20 protein-coding genes are annotated in these 21,778 nt (G+C 37.3%); 13 read left to right on the top strand and 7 right to left on the bottom strand.

Annotated features, from left to right (window positions below):
- Positions 1–8: 8 nt before the first annotated feature.
- Positions 9–254 carry a DUF7218 family protein gene (locus B4A24_RS13250; RefSeq protein ID WP_293945568.1) on the top strand — a complete coding sequence of 82 codons (246 nt, stop codon included), beginning with the start codon at positions 9–11 and terminating at the stop codon, positions 252–254.
- 78 nt (positions 255–332) lie between these two features.
- On the opposite strand, the gene B4A24_RS13245 is transcribed toward B4A24_RS13250, so the two are convergent.
- Positions 333–563, bottom strand: coding sequence for a hypothetical protein (locus B4A24_RS13245; protein WP_293945567.1), 231 nt, complete (start codon positions 561–563; stop codon positions 333–335).
- 399 nt (positions 564–962) lie between these two features.
- Here B4A24_RS13245 and B4A24_RS13240 point away from each other — a divergent pair, with 399 nt between their 5' ends.
- The 4 genes from B4A24_RS13240 (at position 963) to B4A24_RS13225 (ending at position 3,527) form a co-directional block, all read left to right on the top strand.
- Positions 963–1,463, top strand: coding sequence for an RNA polymerase sigma factor (locus B4A24_RS13240; protein WP_293945566.1), 501 nt, complete (start codon positions 963–965; stop codon positions 1,461–1,463).
- A 72-nt stretch (positions 1,464–1,535) separates the two neighbouring features.
- The gene (locus B4A24_RS13235) at positions 1,536–1,727 is read left to right on the top strand and encodes a hypothetical protein (RefSeq protein ID WP_293945565.1); all 192 of its coding nucleotides are present in this window, start codon (positions 1,536–1,538) and stop codon (positions 1,725–1,727) included.
- A gap of 260 nt (positions 1,728–1,987) precedes the next feature.
- Positions 1,988–2,449, top strand: a complete 462-nt coding sequence (locus tag B4A24_RS13230; protein WP_293945564.1) for a ferritin-like domain-containing protein — start codon at positions 1,988–1,990, stop codon at positions 2,447–2,449.
- A gap of 112 nt (positions 2,450–2,561) precedes the next feature.
- A complete protein-coding gene (locus B4A24_RS13225; RefSeq protein ID WP_293945563.1) occupies positions 2,562–3,527 on the top strand; it encodes a DNA topoisomerase IB in 966 nt (321 codons plus the stop codon).
- Between the two features lie 3 nt (positions 3,528–3,530).
- Here B4A24_RS13225 and B4A24_RS13220 read toward each other — a convergent pair whose 3' ends face one another.
- A complete protein-coding gene (locus B4A24_RS13220; protein ID WP_293945562.1) occupies positions 3,531–4,733 on the bottom strand; it encodes an NAD(P)/FAD-dependent oxidoreductase in 1,203 nt (400 codons plus the stop codon).
- A 188-nt stretch (positions 4,734–4,921) separates the two neighbouring features.
- Here B4A24_RS13220 and B4A24_RS13215 point away from each other — a divergent pair, with 188 nt between their 5' ends.
- The 4 genes from B4A24_RS13215 (at position 4,922) to B4A24_RS13200 (ending at position 9,355) form a co-directional block, all read left to right on the top strand.
- Positions 4,922–5,677 carry a Ku protein gene (locus tag B4A24_RS13215; RefSeq protein WP_172394203.1) on the top strand — a complete coding sequence of 252 codons (756 nt, stop codon included), beginning with the start codon at positions 4,922–4,924 and terminating at the stop codon, positions 5,675–5,677.
- A 155-nt stretch (positions 5,678–5,832) separates the two neighbouring features.
- Positions 5,833–6,444 carry a hypothetical protein gene (locus tag B4A24_RS13210; protein WP_293945561.1) on the top strand — a complete coding sequence of 204 codons (612 nt, stop codon included), beginning with the start codon at positions 5,833–5,835 and terminating at the stop codon, positions 6,442–6,444.
- 115 nt (positions 6,445–6,559) lie between these two features.
- A complete protein-coding gene (locus B4A24_RS13205; protein ID WP_293945560.1) occupies positions 6,560–8,734 on the top strand; it encodes an ATP-binding protein in 2,175 nt (724 codons plus the stop codon).
- A gap of 357 nt (positions 8,735–9,091) precedes the next feature.
- Complete coding sequence (locus tag B4A24_RS13200; RefSeq protein ID WP_293945559.1) at positions 9,092–9,355, top strand: hypothetical protein; 264 nt, start codon at positions 9,092–9,094, stop codon at positions 9,353–9,355.
- Between the two features lie 9 nt (positions 9,356–9,364).
- Here the strand turns inward: B4A24_RS13200 and B4A24_RS13195 are convergent, their stop codons facing one another.
- Together B4A24_RS13195 and B4A24_RS13190 are read right to left on the bottom strand one after the other, a co-directional pair.
- On the bottom strand, positions 9,365–11,383 hold the full coding sequence (locus B4A24_RS13195) for a glycoside hydrolase family 43 protein (protein WP_293945658.1): 2,019 nt from the start codon (positions 11,381–11,383) through the stop codon (positions 9,365–9,367).
- A gap of 84 nt (positions 11,384–11,467) precedes the next feature.
- Entirely contained in the window at positions 11,468–11,638 is a 171-nt protein-coding gene (locus tag B4A24_RS13190) for a hypothetical protein (RefSeq protein ID WP_293945558.1), read from the bottom strand.
- A gap of 136 nt (positions 11,639–11,774) precedes the next feature.
- Between B4A24_RS13190 and B4A24_RS13185 the strand changes: the two genes are divergently transcribed.
- Both B4A24_RS13185 and B4A24_RS13180 read left to right on the top strand, forming a co-directional pair.
- Entirely contained in the window at positions 11,775–12,038 is a 264-nt protein-coding gene (locus B4A24_RS13185) for a hypothetical protein (RefSeq protein WP_293945557.1), read from the top strand.
- Between the two features lie 33 nt (positions 12,039–12,071).
- Positions 12,072–12,401, top strand: coding sequence for a four-helix bundle copper-binding protein (locus B4A24_RS13180; RefSeq protein WP_293945555.1), 330 nt, complete (start codon positions 12,072–12,074; stop codon positions 12,399–12,401).
- 45 nt (positions 12,402–12,446) lie between these two features.
- Here B4A24_RS13180 and B4A24_RS13175 read toward each other — a convergent pair whose 3' ends face one another.
- Together B4A24_RS13175 and B4A24_RS13170 are read right to left on the bottom strand one after the other, a co-directional pair.
- The gene (locus tag B4A24_RS13175; protein WP_293945553.1) at positions 12,447–13,109 is read right to left on the bottom strand and encodes a response regulator transcription factor; all 663 of its coding nucleotides are present in this window, start codon (positions 13,107–13,109) and stop codon (positions 12,447–12,449) included.
- A gap of 9 nt (positions 13,110–13,118) precedes the next feature.
- Entirely contained in the window at positions 13,119–13,817 is a 699-nt protein-coding gene (locus tag B4A24_RS13170; protein WP_293945551.1) for a hypothetical protein, read from the bottom strand.
- Positions 13,818–14,186: 369 nt separating this feature from the next.
- Here B4A24_RS13170 and B4A24_RS13165 point away from each other — a divergent pair, with 369 nt between their 5' ends.
- Together B4A24_RS13165 and B4A24_RS13160 are read left to right on the top strand one after the other, a co-directional pair.
- Positions 14,187–14,693, top strand: coding sequence for an RNA polymerase sigma factor (locus B4A24_RS13165; protein WP_293945549.1), 507 nt, complete (start codon positions 14,187–14,189; stop codon positions 14,691–14,693).
- A gap of 153 nt (positions 14,694–14,846) precedes the next feature.
- On the top strand, positions 14,847–15,569 hold the full coding sequence (locus B4A24_RS13160; protein WP_293945547.1) for an SIMPL domain-containing protein: 723 nt from the start codon (positions 14,847–14,849) through the stop codon (positions 15,567–15,569).
- Between the two features lie 126 nt (positions 15,570–15,695).
- Here the strand turns inward: B4A24_RS13160 and B4A24_RS13155 are convergent, their stop codons facing one another.
- Positions 15,696–21,548, bottom strand: coding sequence for an MG2 domain-containing protein (locus B4A24_RS13155; RefSeq protein ID WP_293945546.1), 5,853 nt, complete (start codon positions 21,546–21,548; stop codon positions 15,696–15,698).
- Between the last annotated feature and the right edge of the window lie 230 nt (positions 21,549–21,778).

Here is a 21,778-nt window from a genome sequence, read left to right as displayed (position 1 = left end):
AAAACGATATGACTAAAAATCATGGCAAACAAATCAAAGATGATGCAAAATATGAAGCTTTGCGTCAGGAAGGCTACAGTAAAGAAAAATCAGCCCGTATAGCCAATACACCGAATTCAGGAAAAAAAGGCGGAAAAAGCTCAGATTTAGATGAAAGAAGTAAAACTGAATTACTTGCAGAAGCGAAAAAAATTGGAATAAAAGGTCGCCATAAAATGACTAAAGAGAGATTAATCAAAGCGATTCGGTCCTAATACTTAAAACTCCCTTTATTGTAGGGAGTTTTAAGTAAATATTTCTGGTTTGGAGTATATAGTCAATACACTAACGCTTTAAGGTGTTGAATCCTGTTGCGTTGTGTCGGCTAAGGTTGTATCTTTTTGCATACTCATCTTTTGTTGCTCACTTAAATTATACCTTGTCTCATCTGCATCACTCGGAGCTATATTATCTGATTGTCCGCTTCCTTCTTTACTATTCGAAGAATTTTTACACGAAAATAATGTTGTGCTGCACAGTAACCCAATACTGACTATAGCTATCATTTTTTTTATCTCTTTCATATTTAACTTATTTTATGTTCCAATCTCTACTAAGGAACTTATTTCGCGAAACTTTAGTTCAATAAAAGTGAAAATCTGTTTTAGGTTGCCTTCAAAGCTATACAGTCAATATCGTGTATAAGAAATCATCAATACCGTAATTTAAACATTTCTTTAGGGAATAAATACCCGATCGAAGCAACAAATATAGAGGGTATATCGATGCCATTAAATTTGTTTTTTTTTGATCAACCACCACTGCATGTCGTATTTCAGCTACAATGTATAAAATATCGGCAGCACGTATTTTCCACATTTAGCTGTTTGAACAGCGGTTATTAGGCCAATTTCAGCAAAAATTAGCACTCTAATTGTACTTACTTATTCAGAAATCAATCAATTTAATAAACGAGATATATCATGAACAATTCCAATTTAAACTTACTAGTTGAAGAAAAAAGAAGCTTATTGAAACATTTCGCAGGAAAATTTACCACCGATCCCGACGAAAAGGAGGATTTGATTCAAGAGACACTTATTCGTGCATTGAAGTCGATCGATGATTTTATTAAGCATCCAAAATTAATGTCTTGGTTGTATGTGATTATGAAGAATGTCTATATTAATCAATACCGCAAGGCCAAACGGACCAGCGATATTCATGAAACTTACATCGATCTAGAATCCTACAATACAATAGAAGCAAATAAGAGCGAAAATAAATTCGTATCAGACGATATTGAAAAGGCGATGTGTAGCCTTTCAGAGGAAAATTATCAAATCTTTCGGTTATTCCTAGAAGGTTACAAGTACCATGAAATTGCCTCCTATTTTGGAATGCCTGAAGGAACGGTAAAAACGAGAATACATATGACGCGCAAGAAGTTACAAAAGCAATTAAAAGTATATCGAATTCTATAAACCAAATCTTCTTTCGAATGTTTACCCAAGACAGTTTTCGCAATAATTTAATACACACTAAAAAACAGATATATGAATACTAAAAGTATAAAACTCAATCAACACTATTTGCCAGTGTTGCTGATTATTTGTGGTGGACCCATTCAAAAAGGGAACAACAAAATAATTGTTCAGTCAAACACGGACAACGCAATAAACAAAAAACAGACTAAAAGCAATGTTGAAGAGGAAAAGAAACCTCCTTACTTAAGTAAAACAAAATAACATGCGCTTTTTAAAGAAAAGGAGACCACTTTATTTGAATAAGCGGTCTCTTTTTGTGTGAGCGTGTTATGAAAGGACAACGGTTATGCCGATATACGCACCCAAACTTTATAATCACGTATACTGTTCGGTTTGAAATAGGATGAGTCACTTGCGTCATTTGTAGAAAGAGTAGAAATACGTATCCTGCGATTTGACTAAACGGAACAGCTCTCGAACAAGTTCTACGATTAAAATCGAAGAACTTAAAAACTAAATAAATGGACACAATAAATGATAGCACACTAATTAATGATTTAATACAAATCAACAATGACCGTACTGCTGGATATAAAAAAGCGCTTGAAATCGCAAAACGCCTTCATATTAACACATTAAATAATATTTTTTCCGAATACATGCATCAATCCGAACGATTTATTCAGGAGCTTAAACCCTACTTGCAACCACAAACTAGGCCAGCAAGCGATGGTACAATGATTAGTGGTAAACTCTTTCGATTATGGATGGATTTTAAATCCGCCGTTTCAGGAAACGATGAGAAAAGTCTGCTTGCAAGCTGTGAACAAGGTGAAGACGCTTTTACAAAAACTTATAAAGACGTCGTAGATAATCAAGATTGGGAAATCACACACGACCTTCTCCTACTGATCGAAAAACAGCTCTCCATACAACTCGAAGCGCACGAATACATCAAAACATTACGAGATAATATTAAATAAATCCAAGCTCCCCCTCTACTTGAGCTAAAGCTCTTATTTATAAGTAAAAAAGAGAATTTCAATCACACAACAAAATAAGTCCCGGGAATGTTATGCAATATAAATTACTTATATGAAGATTAAGAATAGAAGAGGATACACAAGACGGAAGATTAAGCAAAATTTTAAATATTTTGATAGCTCGGACAAAGAGGTTACAGAGCCAAAGATATTAGATAGAATAAATGAGTTGGTCATTCCACCAAATTGGAAAGATGTTTGGATTGCAAAAAATGCGCAAAGTGATTTACAAGCGTATGGATTTGACCAGAAAGGACGCAAACAATATATCTATCATTCAAAATTTGTCGTCCGAAGACAAAATGAGAAATTTAGGCATATTCTTTACATGGGACAATATCTTCAAGATCTTCGGAAAATAGCATCCCATCATTTGAAACATCGAGATTGGGACATGGAAAAATTATGTGCAGTCGCCTTTAAAATAATGGACAGCACTCTTATAAGAATTGGAAACAAACGCTATACGCTAGAAAACAAATCTTATGGACTCAGTACTCTTGAAAAACGGCATGTCAGCATAACAAATAATATGATTACATTCGCCTATAAGGGTAAAAAGGGAGTCTTTCAGGAAAAAACTTGGCAAGATAAACAACAGGCAAAATTACTACTAGAACTGCTACAGATGAAGGGAAAAAGTATTTTCCAACTTAACAAAACTATATGTGATGGTGTATTTTGTGGACGTACATTCAACAATTATCTACGCAATCATTGTCCAGGCAAAATCAGCTGCAAGGATATCCGAATTTGGGGAGCAAGCAGGGAAGCATTTCACCTATTAGCTCAAGCAAAACAAGGAGACGATTTAAACACACGAAAAAAACAATTAAATGAAGTTATAAAAGTAGTTGCTAAACAATTGGGCAATACCAAAACTGTTTCACAAAATTATTATATCCATCCTGTGATACAGAAGATATATTTAGAAGGAAAATTTCCGTTTATCAAGGAAAGTTTGACACTTAACAAGTTAGAATATAAATTATTCCGTTTTTTATTAAAATATAGCTAGGCACTATCGTCCGAAATTAAACCATTTGGATAAGGGGTGTGTTTTATTTTTTAGCCAATAGGCCACCATTTCCATAGCCGTTACCGAAAATGTAATACCATTTCCGCCAAAGCCACAAACAAAATAGGTGTTTTTAAACTGTTTATGTTTACCAATATAAGGCAGGCCGTCCTTCGTCACTCCAAAGGTTCCAGCCCACTTGAAGTCCGTAACAAAAGGACTATCGAAAATCTTATGAAAAGACTTTTCTAATTTATCCGATTTTTTAGCAATCATGGCATCGCGCTTTTGCGGATCGTGAAATTCTTCATCCTCCCCTCCGATCAAAAATCGACAATCATCAGTTGTTCGCATATAAAGATAAGGATCAGAAGTATTCCAGATCAATAGGTCTTTATACTGTTGATAAAGAGAATTATTTGGTTCGGAGACAATAGCGAAGGTACTTAACAAGTCTACACACTTCTCCGGAATCAACTCCACAGACTCATAACCAATACAATATATGATTTTCTTTGCATGGATCATGGCACCACTAGATACTGTTATTTTATGGCTCCGCTCACTACTTTTCACAGCAGTAAGTGCCGTTTTATCAAATACCTCCAAACCCTTTTTGACATTATAAGCCAATAGCTCATGAGCAAAGCAAAAAGCATCAATACTTGCGCCCTGCTCAGAGCAGATACCTCCATAAGCCCCCTCTATATTATATTTTTTTTTAATTTCATCCTCAGACAGCCATTTGACTTTAAAACCGGCAGCACCTCGTGTACAAAATTCTTTCTTCAGCCAAGAAACGTCTTTTTTGCGAGAAGCATAATATAATGAATTCTTTGTGCGAAAACCGGCTTTAGAACCGATTTTTTTTGACAGTAACCCGATCTTGTCTATAGCATTACAACAAGCTTTATAGCTAGCTATTGCACCTTCTTCGCCAATTAATTCCTTTAAGCGATAAAGTGGTATATCTATTTCATATTGTAACATTGAAGTTGTTGCCGCGGAGCTTCCATTAACGATCTCTCGCTTGTCGATTAGTATACATCTTTTGCCCATTGATATACATTCATGGGCAATCAATGCACCAGATATTCCGCCACCGACAATTAAAATATCGCAAGATTTGTCCTGGCGCAAAGAGGGATAAGTTGTCAAAAGTCCATTCTTTATTAACCAAAAAGGTTCGTTTGATTTTAGATCCATACTATATGACAAGCTCATGTCCATATAACCAATTCACGAGAGAAAGGTTTGGATTAACACCCAGTTTCTTCGAAAAAATACAATACAATTTTCGGCTACCCCAAACTATTTTACCTTAAAAATGGTTACCTCATATAGACAATGAGGTAACATCTGTCTAATATATACAGTTAAAAAAATAGAACGCTATGCGAGCCATTTGGACAGGAGCAATCGGATTTGGTTTGGTTAACATCCCGATAAAATTATACAGTGCCACAGAAAGCAGTACCCTTGATCTTGATATGCTGGATCGTAAAGATCTAGCCAATATTAAATTCAAACGCGTTAATGAGCAAACAGGTAAAGAAGTGAAATGGGACAACATCGTCAAGGGATATTTTATGAAAGATCATTATGTGGTTTTGGAAGATGCTGATTTTGAAGATGCCAGTCCAGAAAAGTCAAAACTAGTCAATCTACATGCCTTTGTTAAACTTGCTGATATTGACAGCATTTATTTTGACACCCCCTATTATCTGGAACCCCAAAAAGGTGGTGAGAAAGCTTACCAGCTGTTGCTTAAAGCGCTTGATAAAACAAAAACAGCTGGACTTGGGGCTTTCGTCATGCGCAATGTAGAACACCTTGCAATCATAAAACCTTATCAAAATGTTTTGGTGTTAAACAAAATTCGTTATCAACAAGAAATTAGAGATCTCGATGAATTGAAGTTGCCTACAGAGGTTAAAATTCAAAAGGCAGAAATGGATATGGCTACGCAACTAATTAAACAGCATAGTCGGGAATTTGACCTTAGCAGTTATAAAAATGAATATAGTGAGGATCTATTAAAAATCATCAAACAAAAAGACAAAGGTAAGCGCCCAACCATAAGAAAGATAAAAGTAGAAAACACAAAAGCGGATGATTTGCTTGCCAAACTCAGAGCAAGTCTGGGTTAATAGATAAACGCTGTCGGTCGCGTCGAATTTGATATAACAGGAATTCGGAATGGTACCATTAACGGTTTAGTTTGCTTTCTCAGGTTGTCTGCCGTTCGTCGGCTCATCTTCTCTCAAACTAAACTAGATTGAATAATGTTCTTTCTCAAAAAGGCATGAAAAATATTATTCCTGAACAAAAAGAGGGAAAGCAACTTGATTGCTTCGAAACTGTCGATTTTGAGAGTACTGCGCTGGCAGACTCCGCCTTCGACACTGTTTGCTACGATCTTTCGCGAGTCAATCATTGGTATGAACTTGCAGAGATTCCGGCCACTACATTCCAACTTACTGATCACAGCGGTGTTCCAATTGATCGACCTTTAGCGATACATGACTACATTAGACTCAATATTCCCGGTCCCGGACTGCCCAGTAGCGAAGGGTATGATTGGGTAAATGTCGTTAATGTTATTCACGATGTAAGTCCTGATTATAAACTCTATGCATTGACCCTAAAACCTTGCCCAGATCCACAACATCCCGAAAACAAAGATACCGCTCATTTTTTTGAAGGGGTCTCTTCCTCAACCTTTTTAGTGGAACAAAGACGCAATAGTATCTTAATTCAGTATGCTGGACGGAATGAAATTATCAATGTAGAAAATCATAGTTTAGCAGATAATATTAGGAACCTAATCATTGGACTGACTGCAAAAATTGGCGCCTCTTATCCGCAATGGAAATTGCTCGTCAAAGGCCTTGCAGACCGAATACGCGATAAATAAATTACGATCGAACAGTGTAATGAATTGTAAGAGTTAGTAGCCCCAATAGACAAACCAGTTGTGTTAATATTTTTCGTATATTTATGAATAAATCATAAGGAGTTTTTGGGTTACTATGAACACTGATTTTCAATCTAACAATCAAAATACGATCAAACTTCAGCATTTTGGTAGTCTTGTAGTTTTGGATGAACAATATACCATTGTAGCTCTAAGTGAATTTGCAGCAGTTAAAGCCAATCTATCTACCGCTGCACTATTACGCAGCAACTTTTTCGAAAGCTTTGCCAAAGCCTTTGGTGATGTTATTCAAAAGATAGCGAATGTCTTGAATGAGTTACGCGAAAATGGGCAATCACGTCATATCTTGCCCATAAAAGTGTTCCAAGAACGTGTTTATTTCAAATTTAGGTTATATCAAGGTTATTTTTATATCGAATGGGAGCTACAGCATAAAAAATATATCTCCGCAAAAAAAATAAACGAATTCAACTTTTTGCTCGATACGATCCAACCTAATAATTGGGATCGGGTCTGTTTAGCAATCAATAGATTATTAAAGTATGATCGCGTTTTTGTTCTCCAGGTCCAGGAAACCGGATATAGCGAAGTAATTGCTGAACACACCTCCAATGGTAAACCTTATTTTAGAGGAAAGGAATTTTCAAGAGATTTCATGCCCAAAGAGGCATTGGAATATTATAGTAGCTATTCGTATCGTTATATTCCAAATATCAAGAAAGATGATCAGTGTTTTGTTTATGTAAAAGATAGCATCGATACACTTTCGAGCTTATTACGCCCTCTTCCCCACCTTCATCACCTTTTTATGGAAAAGACCAATGTTCGGAGCATATTGTTTTTTCGTATTTGTATAGATGACCAGTTTTGGGGCCTCGTTGTCGCTCAACATGAACAAGAGAAAGAAGTGGATTTGCAACAACGGAAACTTTGTACTTTTGCCATTCAGGCGGCAACCAATAAATACGAAAGCCAAATTAAACAGAACCTACTCGAAAGAACAGAACTCCTGAATACTGCCGAAGAAGAACTTAAAAAAAGTCTTTCTGAAAATAAAATGGTGAATTGTGCGCTCGTGCAGCACATAGAAACTCTTACCCAATTGGTCAATGCAGATGGCTTATCGATCTTTAACCAAGGCGATGTATTCAATCACGGGCATACACCAAATAAATCCCTGTTTTATGAAATCATTCAATTTCTACAACTACATACTGATAAAGAATTATTTAAGGATTACAACTTTAGATTAAATCACCAACAACATTTCAATGAAAAATTAAATTTTGCAGGACTAATGTATCTCAAAGTTGGCCTAGAAAATGACTATTACCTTGTATGGTTTAGAAAAGCAAGCCAAAGTCGTGTGATGCAAATCGGACAGAATCAAAACGAGCTTCGGACAGCTGATGACTTAAGATTCTGGGAGGACGTTCGTTATGACGTAGCCAAACCATGGAATGACGCTGAAGTCAATTTTGTCTTGCGTCTGAATCATATTATCAAAGAATCTATATTTAAAAAGCTCAAAGAAAGACAATTACTCAACGAAGAGCTATTAAGCCTGAACAATGAATTGGAAATGTTTACTTATACCTTATCCCATGATTTGAAAAACCCCTTATCAATTTTGAAAATGGGCATTCAATTTTTGCAACAACACTCCAATGATATAGACCTTTCAAAAACCAATAAATGGTATCAAAATTTTAGTAGAAGTGTTTCGAATATCGAAGATATCATCAATAATATGGTTCAATTAAGCCAACATCGTGCAAGTATTCTGGACAAGGACCCCCTTCCAATGGCATACACATTACAGCGGATCTTTCAGGAAAGTAAAACGTTGTATGGTACACCTAACTGCCAGTCTTATTTTGGGCAATTGCTACCAATCTGGGGTGAAAAGAGTGCTGTTTATCAAATCTTCACTAACCTTATTGTCAACGCCATTAAATATTCTGTTCAATCCGAAAAGCCCATTATCGAGATTGAAAGTACTAATCAAGACGGCATGACTTATTACTGCATAAAAGACAACGGCATAGGAATCCCGGGGAATCACCTACCACATATCTATGAAATGTTTACCCGGGCTGACAATGTAGGTGAAATTCCGGGAACGGGGATTGGATTGTCTCTTGTCAAACGTGTCATGGAACGTCTTGGAGGCAGTATAGAAATCGAATCAAAGCCTGGTGTTGGAACAACCGTACACCTATATTTCCCTATAGTAGGATCTTTCCCAGATCATATGCTTCCTGATTAAGCCAAACAAACATTTAATACATAAACTGTAAAATCTAGGGCAAATTTTTCTTCGTTAATTTTCTATAAATAACAAGCGCTATAACAAAAATAAAGATAAAAATAAAAAGCCAAATCCCGGGTTCTGTATACCATTCATTTGAATTCCCTGTATTTAACGCTTCCATCTGCTTCGATGCTTGCAGTATGATAATTAAGACAGTTAATATATTCATGACAATTTATCGATTGGTTCAATATATATAACCCTCCTCATCCAGAACTAGTTTGAATCGGATTAGTTTAAACGAATTTACTTTTTGATTGTTCTTTAAATAAAGTACGAAGTGTTCACCTATGTTATTCAAAAATTACAACAATGGAAAAGATATTTCAACATTCAATAGTAAAACAAGGTTTAATTATTGCTTATTATTTTAGTAATAGATGGTATCGCAAATGTCTGTTTAATGAGAGCAGTGTCCCGGCCTCAAATAATACTGATTCTGTTAAGCGTTCAGAAACAGATATTAAAGAGCCTCATAAACATAAAAGATCCAGTAATAAGTGGCCGGAACATAAAGAAAAATCCGACTGGGATGAGGATGTAAAGAATCCAGCTATTCCCAAGAAAACAGATTGACCATTAATGTCAATCTGTCTGAATTTGTAGTTGACGATTTTTATCAAAACGGATATCACGAATAAATACCATTCTCTGATCTCCAGTTTTCGTTGTCCGACCGTGATAAACGCAACGCAGTTTTCCATTGCGGTCCTTAAATATGCTGTTGTGTCCCGTACCCGAAATGATTCCACCACTATCGGTGTTTTTTTGTATGATCGGATTGGTGCTAGATTTGCTGTAATTTCCCAAAGGGGATGCAGAAGTCGCATAACCAACGGCATAGTTTGCCCCTCCAAAATAATTAGCGGAATACATCATATAATATTGCCCTTTTGCTTTTAATAAAAACGACCCCTCCGTCCATCTTCTATTGATTTCGCCCGAAAATACCGAACGGCTTTCCCATTCAGACTGTGCATCATTCATAGATTCAGGTGGCCGTATTAGTAATACTGGTTGCCCAATGATTTGTTGCATACTGCTGTCCAATTCGACACCGTAGACCCAACTTTCTTCAACATCTTTATACCCCCATTTGGATTTGGCCCAATAAGCAATTTCAGAAGCAATTGGATGTTCATAACAACAACGGGAATAAAACAAATAATTTTTGTTGTCGGTATCCCGAAAAACATTGGCATCAATAATGGGATAACCAGGGTCAAACAGCGGCTTGCCCGTTAGGTCTATAAAGGGGCCCAATGGATTATCGGCAACAGCAATACCTATGCGATAGTTCTCCAATTCATTATCGGGATTTTCCTTCCAATGTGCGCTGTAATACATATAAAATTTATCATTGACTGCGTATACTTCCGGCGCCCAAAAGTCTTTTGTGCCCCATGCTTTAGGCTGCTTTCCATCATACACCTTTCCTGATTCTTTCCAATGTACGAGATCTTTAGAGCTATATGCTATAAATCCATTTTCTGTACCTCCTGTTCCATACAGGTAATAGTGATCACTGGCTTTATCGTAGAGGATGAAAGGATCGCCAAAAGCGACACCAATGGAACCTGCAGGTTGATCCAAAGTATCTATTAATCTAAATTTAGCACTATCAAATTTGGGAATTACAATACCGTTACTTTTAGTAGAGGAAAAATCTACGGGTACTATAGCCGTACGTCGCGGAGCTACTTGCTGATCGGAAAAATGTTTATGGCAGACATAATACCACTGTTTTCCTTTCTGAAATAAATCGCCATGTCCAGTACCGGCAAATCCGCTATTATTTTGGCTCAATAACGGGCTTGTTCCCATTTTTTCCCAGGGGCCATACACATTGTCGGAAACCGCTACACCTACAGCATAATCCTTATTTCTAAAATCATTGGCAGAATAAAACATATAATAATGACTCCCATGACGCAAAACAGTGGGTCCTTCGCTAACCGGCCATCCTGAACCAGTAGTATTCTCCCAAGGAAGTCCAGCATGTAGACATTCTCTTAATGTCCCTTCCTTAATCCCAGAATAGTCCTTTTTTAATTCAGCGACAAAGATGCGATTCCCTTCCTTGAGCCTGACGTGAAACAAATACTTTTTACCATCCTTATCCCTAAATACATAAGGATCAATCTCCTTTCCTCCTTCTATAAGTGTTCTGGGAATATCCTGTTTAAAAGGACCGATAGGGGAATCACTGACAGCGATCGCAATTTTTTCATCGGCAGTATATGCCATGTAAAATTTCTCCTGCTCAAACCATACTTGCGGAGCCCAAAAACCCTTGCTTCCAAATACATCTTCTTTGACCAATGCAAATCCTGCTTTAGCACCTATCGGTCCCTGCCAGTGCTTCAGATCCTGAGACTTGTACACTTTAAAACCCAATTGCTGATCACCATCACCATTAGTACCATACAAATAGTAATAACCATCGTGATAGAATATCGTTGGATCAGCTTGAAAAATTCCATTTTCGGATACCGACAGCCATTCGTTGGAATCATTTAAAGGTGTGACAATACTAGCCCTGTGCATTGCGTAGCCCAGTGGCAGGATGCCGTAAAAAATAAAAAGGAATGTATAAAATTTCATCTTTTTCACTGAATACAATTTAAGTTCACACTAAAATTGAAGAAATAATTTCAATAGTACATGTGATATTGTATCAATGAAAGATCAATTTGTATCTTTTTTCTTATTTTCACTCTTTGTTGTTTTTTTATTGTGTGTGATATCTTCACCTTTAATTTCATTTTCTGTTGATTCTCTGCTATCGAGATTATTTTTGTTTAAGACCGTATTTCCTTTCACATTCTTGGTCGATTTATTCCTGCTTTGCATATTCATCGTCTTTAATTTTAATGAAACCATCTTTTCTATAGAACCCTTATCACCGACCTTTTGTTGAATTCATATTAACTAAACTATTTATTTTTTACATCTGTTCTATTAATGAATAGCGAACAATTTTACATTAAACACGATGAAAAAAGCTATATCCAAAATTCCCGCACCACAACTGTCAAATAATGAAGCTAAATCATTATATACAAAGCTGGGAAAAGCAGTTGTTGACCATATTAATGTCAAGATTGCAAAAGAAGCAATGGATGAAGAAAATGCCATTAAGGAGATTGAAAAGGAAAGTAAGGGTAAACTTCAGGCAGAAAAAATAACACAAGCAGATTATGATAATATCCTAAAATATTCAGCGGACTGCAATGCTATAGCAAAGGCAGCCAATTGAGCGAAATAAGTATTTAGAAAGGAGTAAACAATAATGGATAAACAGAAATTCCAAAACTGCATCAGCGCCTGTTGGCAGTGTGTTACAGCCTGTCAGTCATGTGCCCTCGCTTGTACCAACGAGAATGATATTGAGATGATGGCTAAATGTATTGCTTTAAATATAGAATGTGCGATATTAGGCTCAGCCACAGCTCAGTTGCTTGCAATAGATAGTTTTTATGCAAAAGAACTTGTTAAGATTTGTGCAGAAATTTGTTCTAACTGTGCAGAGGAATGTTTCAAATATAAATACAAACATTGCCAGTCCTGCGCGAAGGCTTGTGAACATTGCGCTATTGCCTGCAATGCAATATTTGTTTAAAAAGGTCGCGATAGCGTATCTAGTGGAAAAGAAAAAGATAGAATACTAATTTAATATTCCATTCTCGAAGGCAAACTTGACTAAATGTGCGGTATTTTTCACGCCAGCTTTATCTATTAGATTTTGACGGTGTCCCTCTACCGTACGTTTGCTCAAAAAAATCTTATCTGCAATTTCGATATTAGTATATCCCTCAGCTATAAGCTCCAAGACTTCAAGTTCACGTTCAGAAATCTCAAAGTCAGTTCGCGTTCCTATCATATGCTGCGCATATCGTTGACCAGAACGTATCTGGTCTAGTAGTAACATAGAGATTTCCTCGCTTATATATCTGCCTCCATTGGCGATATGATTAATTGCAAAAAGTAATTCGTTATAACCAACATTTTTTAATAAATACCCTTTAAGACCATATTCAAAGGACTCAATAACATAATTAATTTGATTCAGCATCGAGAGTATAACCACTTTTATATTCTTGTCACGTTGATATAAAACCTGTAAAAGTGCTATTCCATCCATTCCCGCCATATTAATATCTGTCAATACAATATCGGGCTTCGAATCCGGATTTGATTCCAGATAATCGAGCGCTTCTCTCCCATTGGACGCTTCCCCAACAACTTCAAAATTATCATGGGATTCCAAAAGCAATTTAATACCATTTCGTACCACCATATGGTCCTCTACCAACAGGATTTTTGTCATATCGTCTTTTTAAATAATTAATTTAAGCACCATACCCGACTCCAGAGTATCGTTAATAATTGTAGCGCTATAAAGCTCTACCACTTTTCTTAATCGCATGGGGTCATCTTTGCAATTCGTTTTTTGCAATACATTATCGTCTTTAAGATAAGGTAGTACTTTGATAAAGACAGCGAAATCAATGAGTTGCACGGATATGGAAACTGCCTGAATGGTTATCTCATCGTTTAAGTATTCAAAGAGTGCGATAAGTAATTTAAACAGGTGCACTTGAATATGATGATGAAGCTCTTTTAAATCCGGGTCAAGTATAATGTCGATATTGAAACCCAGTTTCTGTTTATACGAAGCCACAACATCATCAATGGCATGAAAAATTCCCAAATCATTTAATATCGGATTATAAAGGACTATCGCTTTATTGCGTAATTCTATGATCAAAGAAGTCAATGAATCACTTAAGCAACGTAATTCTTCAGAATTGCCATATCTATTGGTAAAATTCTGTAATGAAATACGCATCCCATATAATTCCTGTGCAAGATCATCTCTAAAATATCGCCCAATACGCGCTATGTCTTCCTGCTGATTCCGGATTATGGATTTGTAAAAGTCTTCCTGACTTCCACCCCAAATTTGTTTAAGAGGTTGTCCTCCGTCATTTTCCTGTGATTGATCTATATATAAGTTTTTGTCATCGTTCCCCATGGTATGGTGCTTTAATACTATGACTAATAACCATTATCACGCTTGAACAGTTTTTAATAATTGACAACTGCGTAAAACGTAGCTGTACAGTTTATAGTACTACGTATAAATACGTAGTCCTTCGGGATAAAGAATGGATTTGACTAAGGAAAATACTTGTTGTTAAAGTAAAAAACACCTTAATATTTTTTTTAACAACGCGCTTAATAGCGTCAATTAAAATATGTAAAAAACTGAAAAATAAATAGTTACAAAGGAAACAAAATTACGTAAACAGAATTTAAATTTAAAAAAGCTGTATTTTATCTATTTTTTCTAGCACCCTAATTGTAGTAGCCTAGGCACTAATAGACACTTAAAATTGGTAATATGGGAAATACAACAATCGATCAACTGTTTAAGGAAAAAAGACCTACATTAAAATATTTGGCTGCGCAATTTACGAGCGATCCAGATGAGAGAGAAGATTTAGTGCAGGAAACTATGGTTAGATCTCTATCTTCCATAGAAAAGTTTTTAAAACATCCAAAGCTCATGTCCTGGTTATATATTATAATGAAGAATACATATATTAATCAATATACTCGGAATAAACGGTTGGAAAACTATCGCAATGAATACATAAGCACCGGTTATGCGAATGAAATCACAACTAATCGCGGCGAGAATAATTTTGTAGCATCGGATATACAGCACGCCCTTAATAATTTACCAAAAGATTATTACAACGCTTTTGCACTATTTTTGGAAGGTTTTAAATACTATGAAATTGCGGAGCACTTGCAGATTCCCGAAGGAACTGTAAAAACACGCATCCATATGGCGCGCAAGTCTTTGCAAAAGCAACTGAAAACATATTCTAAAAGTATTTATTAATAACAGCAATCCTTTATACAAAGCAGGCGCGCGTAAAGTGCCTGCTTTTGGTTTATCTTTTTTACGTTTAATTCGTAAAGGCTACGTGTGCTATCCCGTATATTTAGTATATTAGGTTATTTCTAATAAAATCTAGTTTATTAACGTTACGATATGAGACACAAGTTAAAATTATTTTCACTGGTTGTTACTAGTGGTTTATTATTGATGATATCCTGCCAATCTGTTTCCGATGACAACCAAAACCGGATACGGGTCAGCGGTGAAGGAAAAATAAGAATCATGCCTGACCAGGTCACCCTAACAATAAATACGGCATTCACCAAACCTCGGATGGTAGATGCTGTACGGGAAACACAAAATACTGTCGATAGTGTTATTGCCATTCTTGGAAAATATGGCAATAAAAAGGAGGACATAAAGACAAGTAGTGTCTCTGCAAACAAAGATTATCAATTTATCGGAAATACGAATAAATTTGTCGGTTATCAGGCGCAACAGACCATCGATTTTGTTTTACACGACCTATCCAAATTCACGGAATTGACGGGTAAGTTACTCGAAACTAAAATCAGTGGAATTGGTTCAATCTCATTTGACCATTCAAAAGCCGATAGTATTCTTCGGGAAGCCGACCTCATCGCGTATGACGATGCACTAAAATCAGCTCAAAAGTTGGCTTCACGAGCTGATGTAAAGATTGGAAAACTGCTATTTTTATCAAATGATGGTAGTGCGTCGAATGAATCTACTGGGTATAGAACAGGAATGGCTTTGGAAACATTTAATAAAGCTTATGGTGGCGAAGGTTTTAAGATAGCTCCGGAGGTACTTGAATTTAAAAGGACGATATATACCGAATTTGAAATAAAATAGCATACCTGTACCCGCCGCAAAATACGATCGGACAAAGGGCATGTCTTTTGAAATCAGTGAGCAATGATTGCGTAAAAAGCTCTACTTCCGAATAATTCGAAAGTAGAGCTTTTAGTTCAATTGCAACTAAGGAATAATGGTCAATATAGCATTTGCACTACGTGCATTAATGGCGGGATCGTACATACATCCTATCGTGGTGATTCCCGAATTAAATATGCCCGGATTGTTGGCTTTAACCTCATACTCATAGATTGATTTCCCCTTTAAGAGGCGATCCATAAAGTAATTTGTTGAAGCATCTTTCGAACTAAAGTAATACCCCTTACGCCATTGGTATCCAGAAGGGCTATACACAGGCTCAACACCAGCTGGGCGACTATCTTTCAGATGAACATATTGAATGGGGTCATCATTGATTACTGTAATTCTAACTTTGATCCGTTCGCCCAATTTGGCCTCCTTGGATTCTACCCACTCGCCTTTTCGCTCTACCAGAAATACTTTCTGAACTGAAAGCGCATTTGTACTGGATTTCACCTGATCAAGATCAGCAAAATACTGATGGACAATACTTCCAGAAATAACTCTATCATTGTTGTTTTGTATTTGAATAGTCTTATCGGTTTGCAGTTCTACTTGATCAAATTGCTTACTGACTTCTCCCAGAACATTGTTACTTAGGTCAGCCTCTGCCCTATTGATCAAAACACGTACGGTGTTTCCGGTAACAAAATCCTTCGGATTGTCCGCTAATAACAGCGTATATACGGCATCAACTGTCATCCAGGTGCTATACCAATGAGTGACCTGTTTGTTATAATAGATCCATTGAGTGACTTGATTCAGTTTCGCCGGGTTATTTAGTTTGTAAGCTTCGACGAGATAAGATTGTAAACTAATCTTATTGTATTGATTCAAATTACTTTTCCAGTACATTCCCTTTTGTGCATCGACAATCGCCTCTTGATCAAGTCTATTTTTGATTTCCATACTTTGTTTACCTTGGCCAAAAATCTGGTTAACAATCCATGCTTTAGCCGCCAGTCCCGCATTTCGACCGGCACTGCTTAAAGAGGAATTAAGCAGTTTGCGCTGCACGGATCGGAGCGAATCTTGCGGTAAAGGATTGAACTCCGTCCAATACCGTCGCGCAAATAAATAGTCTATTCCAACATCGACACTGGCCTTGGACGAAAATATGATCGGATCGCGATCAAGGTATTGTGTAAGCTTTAAAGCAAGGTCACGCATATCACTGTTGATTAGGGTTTTGTCCAAATAGAGTACCTTCCCGATAATTTCCAGCATACGGATGCTAATTTCAGTATTTGCTTGCCCCCCGTCAAACCAGGCAAACGAACCATCTTTGGATTGATTATTTTTTATCTTCTGTTCAACGGTACTGATTTCCGATTGTATATCAGTGTTAAAAAATGCTCCAATTGCTGTTAACCGATCCTTATCTCCCTGCATATCCCGTAGCCAGGGCATTTCTTCCATTTTGAATTCATCTAAACTGCTATTCTCTTCTAATCGCCCTTTTTTTGAGCCGGCATCCAATTTTTTGAAATACTCTGTCACTGCAGGATAATGTAGCTTTATGTATTGCGCCATCTTGAGACCAAACCACTTGCTACTCAATTGTTCATTACATTCGTAGGGATAGTTTTTCAAATAGTCCAGTGCAGAGAATATTTCCAGTATAGGATTGCTTTGCACTTGTACCCTTCCCATGAGGTTATCCTTTGTATTTCCTTTTAATGTATATGTTTTGGATTCTCCTGCCTTTAGAATAATTTTTTCCGAATCAGCAATCAGAATTTTATTTGGTAATACCGGAATTTCAATAATTTCACCGTCAGAAAATTCATTACCAGCCGCAAGGATGCGAATCTGTATTGTTGGATATTCAGCGGGGATTTTCAAAGCCCATTCCACGGTTGTATTATTGGATGCAGCCACACTAAAGTTTTTTAGCACGGAATCAACCCGGAAAGCTGCCGAAACGACCTGATTATTTCGTGGATCAATAAGCTCTATTTTGGTATTTCCCTGAATGCGCTCCTTAGTTAAATTTTGAATTTGTGCCTTGATCGTTACCCAGTCATTGGTTCTAAAATAGCGTGGAATATTCGGGCGCACCATCAGCTGTTTTTGTGTTTGCGTAAAATAGGTACCTCCAGCTGATGCCAGTTCCTGAGTATGCGCAAAAAGTAACAATTTCCATTTTGTCAATGCTTCGGGACTGTCAAATTCGAAGCTGATATTGCCCGCTTCATCGGTATATAAATTGGGATAGAAGAAAGCGGTTTCCTGAAGATTGGTCCGGGTCTTAATCTGCTTGAATTGATTGTCTGCAGCGGCATCAAGACCACTGCCATCCATTTCAATAAATTCGGCAAGCTCCTCATTTACTGTATTCCCTACGGCTGCCGGTTCATAGAGCACCGCTGAGGCGTCTAAAGGTCGTGACTGCTTTGTTGCACGGGCAGCACCGCGGATGCGTATTGTGCCAACTTCAGCCCGCAGCGCGGGGTCCCGCAACTCGTCGTACATGCTCACTGTTGACATGTAGGCTTGGTTATCTATCACTTTATATAAGGATTCGTCCCGCTCCAGAACGCTTCCCCTATAGCCCCCGCGGTTTGATAACAAACCATAGTCATAAATCTGATCCCGTTGATTATCGGCATTAGGCCCGTAGTAATAAGAGTTAAACATGTCTCTCGAACTGATCTGCTGTCTAAAAGCATTGTTGATGTAGTAATAATTGGTCCTTGGATAATAAGGATAACGCAACTGAAAAGAACCGAAAGCATTACTGGCAAATGCGTCCAAGGATGCGTCATACATCGTTGCCAACATTTCTGTAGCTATTGTTTTATCCTCCTGTTTTACGATAAAGCTCCATTTTTCTTTTTGACCGGGCATTATTTTATCCCGAAATGTCTTGGTTTGGATCGTTAACTCCTTATTCTGTTGAAAAATAGGAATCATAATTGGTGATAGTATCAATTGATTATTGACCACAAAAAGTGCATTCAGCTGTAATTGACTGGTGACATCTTTTTCATCCAATACAAATTGATAGTCAATACGACCATTTTTCCAATTCAGGACTTTTGTATCTAATTTTTGCGAATTTCTCTCGCGCATTAACAACAGTTTCTTTGCATTTTTCACATCAGTCTGCAGCATGATGGTGACCCGATCACCGATCTTATATTTGTCTTTATCCAACCGGTAAGTGAAAAACTCTTGCTCATTTAATTTCTTATCTTTCGACCGGTATAAATTCGTATAGCCGACCGCGCGTACGGTATCCCCATCCCGTATACTAATGGCTTCGATCTCGTATCTTCCCCAGTTGAATTTTAATGAGTCCAGTATGATCTTACTCGTATCGGCGTTATCAAGATCATAACTGACTATCTTGGTCTTTTTCTCTTCTTTTTGGAGCGAGACCGGATCAAAATAAAGGGGGAAATACTTACTATAAAGCTCTTTCGAAAGCAGGTGATATTCTACCCTTGCAAAACTTTCCCGGTATTCCGCTGTCAAAGGAATGCGGGCATCTTCTAACTTATAAATCGTGACCTTTCCGTCGAATTTCATCGGAAAACCATTTTGATTTTGTTTTAAGATCGTAATATCGCGCCATTTCTTTTCTTCCATAAGAGCAGGAACCTGAATCTGCAGCTGCCATGGACGGGACGAATAAACATAACTGCCAGAAGCCGCTTGCATCTCCCCTGTCTGATTAACCACCTCAGCCTGGTATGTCAATACATAGTCTTTCAGTCCAGCAAACTGGCGATCCATCAAGGGTACCCGAATGGTAAAATTCCCTTTTTCATCAACGGTTGTTGTCGAATCGCTATAAATAATATTCTTCCCTTCCTTCGGATGATAGAATGATACTTTATACTTGACTGTGGCACCGACTAGTGATACGCCAGCCAAACTCTCTGCTTTGCCAACAAATACCGCAGTATCTTTTGCTGTATAAGTCGATTTATTCGGCTCAAAAATTACTTCAAATGTCGGTCGCTTATATTCTTCGACCCGGAAATAGTGTTGATCAAGCTGTTTTGAGTCGTAAAATACCAAGAGATTATAGCTTCCATTCAATGCCTTTGACGGCAGCTGGAAACTCGCGTTGGCAGACCCAAACAGATTCGTTGTCAAGTTGATCGAGTCAATCTTCTGACGATTGGCGTCCTGCAGATAAACTTTCACATTTTGCTTTTCTAAGACCTTGCCCTGCTGTACATGATCATCGTAAAGAATTGTCTTAAAATAAACAATTTGCCCCGGTCGGTAGATTGCTCTATCCAACAAGCTGAGTGCACGCATATTCCGCTTATTATTGCTTACGGCTGATTGGCCTAGGTTGTTTTGGTAATAGACTTGATTTTCGTTATCCAAAGGAATTAATGTTTTTTCCCCAGGTAGCAACAATGCATGATTGCGTAGGTAACCTTCATTTTTGGGTGAGTAGGTCGACTTAAAGCTGAATTCTCCAACAGCATTGGTCTTCAATTGCGCGATCAATTTAGGAAGAGCATTGTTTACAAGCTGGTATAAGGTTGCGCTTTGATTGGCATAGGGTGCTCCGGTCTTTCTGTTCAATAACAAACCCGAATATATAAACTCATCGGTAGATTTTACAGCTATATTTCCCGGTACAAATACATCTGAAATGATAAGCTGGGATACAGCGACATCCTGCTCCTGCCCATTATCCTGAAAAAACTTATTATTCCCGACCAAAATGGTATAAGTACCCGCTTTCAGTGGATTAATTTTATAAATTGTATTGTGCGTCGTATAATCACCAAACGCTTTCAATGGCACTTGTTCCTCATAGACCAGCGCCGCATCTAGGGTCGTCCGATAACTTAGGGAATCATATTTTACCGTATAGTTCTTTGAACGCTTCGGCATCAGGCTTGTATTATACACCCGGATATAAAGGCTGTCTATATTTGTGTGGTAGATTTGGACCGGCACGTATTCGTCAGTCGGTGCCGTTTTCTTGTAATTTAAGGTAATGGAAGCCTTCTTGATTTCCTTCATTAAATTAACTGCATTCGAAATCCATGGCGATTTTGGGTACTCTTTTAAGGCTTTTTCAAGATAGGTAACTGCCGTAGGCTTCTTTCCGATATCATTGAAAGCCGTCGCTATCTGATACAATAAAAAAGCGTTATAGTCACTTTTATTGCTTGCTATATTTTTCAGGTACTCGTCCACTCTTTCTTCGATATGATTCCATTTCCAATCATTGGACATAATATAGCTACGCGCATCCAGATAATTATTTTCGGTACTGATCGTTAGCAATCTCTCTTTAAGTTTATCCTTATTAGCTGTGTTGACATCCTTTAATGTATTCAAAAAATCCAGGTACTGGTAGCTTAGAAAATGGTACAGTGTAGGGTTCAGACTGACGTTCCGGGTTTCGGCAAACAGACCTTTCCAGCGTGTTATGGGGTCGGCACTTAATCCGTTTGCGTCCGAAATTGACAGGCGAAAAATAGAATCAATCATCTGTATTTTTCCTTTTGCGTCTTTTGCCACAAATTTGTTCTGGCTTTTACTTGCATACTGGTTGATATTGGAAAACAGATAGCTTGCATAGAAATTTTGAAGGACCGATTTTTCTACCTTTTCAGCTGTCCGGATATTGTTTTCAAAATGATTCTGAATACGCAGAAAGGAAGAATCCTCAGATTGGTTTACTTCCAACACTTTTGCTTCCGCCAAAAATGCTCGCATCCATTCAGCAGGGTCTTTGGAGCGTCGGGCTTCAGCTTTGATATCGGCTAATAAGGGTAGGGTCTGCTCATAGTTTTTTATGGAAATAAGCCTTTCGACTTCGTTCCACTTTGCCAACTGCTTGTCTGAACCAAGCTGCTGCGAAAATCCCAAGACCGGGATACATATCAACAATAACCAAATGTATTTTTTCATAAAATATGACGCTAAATATTTATTAAATATCCTGTTTTTTTTCGAAAGGATGCGATAAATTAGCATATTCCATAACTGTTTAAAAAAATACTTCACCCGCGAGGACACGCATACTGAGGCATATTTTATTTCTTTTATTTTTTTAGGTTGGTACTGTACAGTTTGATTGCTAGGTATCACTAAATACTTAATCAATATTTTTTTATATATTTAATAAATAATTCATATCC

This window comes from Sphingobacterium sp. UBA7249 (assembly GCF_002472835.1).
Classification (GTDB): Bacteria; Bacteroidota; Bacteroidia; order Sphingobacteriales; family Sphingobacteriaceae; genus Sphingobacterium; species Sphingobacterium prati.
The sequence above is the reverse complement of the archived record's forward strand: the minus strand, read 5'-3'. Positions and strand labels throughout refer to the sequence as shown.

Coding starts and splice junctions, on each gene's coding strand:
- B4A24_RS13250 (WP_293945568.1), top strand. CDS start 9: ATGACTAAAAATCATGGCAAACAAATCAAAGATGATGCAAAATATGAA.
- B4A24_RS13245 (WP_293945567.1), bottom strand. CDS start 563: ATGAAAGAGATAAAAAAAATGATAGCTATAGTCAGTATTGGGTTACTG.
- B4A24_RS13240 (WP_293945566.1), top strand. CDS start 963: ATGAACAATTCCAATTTAAACTTACTAGTTGAAGAAAAAAGAAGCTTA.
- B4A24_RS13235 (WP_293945565.1), top strand. CDS start 1,536: ATGAATACTAAAAGTATAAAACTCAATCAACACTATTTGCCAGTGTTG.
- B4A24_RS13230 (WP_293945564.1), top strand. CDS start 1,988: ATGGACACAATAAATGATAGCACACTAATTAATGATTTAATACAAATC.
- B4A24_RS13225 (WP_293945563.1), top strand. CDS start 2,562: ATGAAGATTAAGAATAGAAGAGGATACACAAGACGGAAGATTAAGCAA.
- B4A24_RS13220 (WP_293945562.1), bottom strand. CDS start 4,733: ATGGATCTAAAATCAAACGAACCTTTTTGGTTAATAAAGAATGGACTT.
- B4A24_RS13215 (WP_172394203.1), top strand. CDS start 4,922: ATGCGAGCCATTTGGACAGGAGCAATCGGATTTGGTTTGGTTAACATC.
- B4A24_RS13210 (WP_293945561.1), top strand. CDS start 5,833: ATGAAAAATATTATTCCTGAACAAAAAGAGGGAAAGCAACTTGATTGC.
- B4A24_RS13205 (WP_293945560.1), top strand. CDS start 6,560: ATGAACACTGATTTTCAATCTAACAATCAAAATACGATCAAACTTCAG.
- B4A24_RS13200 (WP_293945559.1), top strand. CDS start 9,092: ATGGAAAAGATATTTCAACATTCAATAGTAAAACAAGGTTTAATTATT.
- B4A24_RS13195 (WP_293945658.1), bottom strand. CDS start 11,383: ATGAAATTTTATACATTCCTTTTTATTTTTTACGGCATCCTGCCACTG.
- B4A24_RS13190 (WP_293945558.1), bottom strand. CDS start 11,638: ATGAATATGCAAAGCAGGAATAAATCGACCAAGAATGTGAAAGGAAAT.
- B4A24_RS13185 (WP_293945557.1), top strand. CDS start 11,775: ATGAAAAAAGCTATATCCAAAATTCCCGCACCACAACTGTCAAATAAT.
- B4A24_RS13180 (WP_293945555.1), top strand. CDS start 12,072: ATGGATAAACAGAAATTCCAAAACTGCATCAGCGCCTGTTGGCAGTGT.
- B4A24_RS13175 (WP_293945553.1), bottom strand. CDS start 13,109: ATGACAAAAATCCTGTTGGTAGAGGACCATATGGTGGTACGAAATGGT.
- B4A24_RS13170 (WP_293945551.1), bottom strand. CDS start 13,817: ATGGGGAACGATGACAAAAACTTATATATAGATCAATCACAGGAAAAT.
- B4A24_RS13165 (WP_293945549.1), top strand. CDS start 14,187: ATGGGAAATACAACAATCGATCAACTGTTTAAGGAAAAAAGACCTACA.
- B4A24_RS13160 (WP_293945547.1), top strand. CDS start 14,847: ATGAGACACAAGTTAAAATTATTTTCACTGGTTGTTACTAGTGGTTTA.
- B4A24_RS13155 (WP_293945546.1), bottom strand. CDS start 21,548: ATGAAAAAATACATTTGGTTATTGTTGATATGTATCCCGGTCTTGGGA.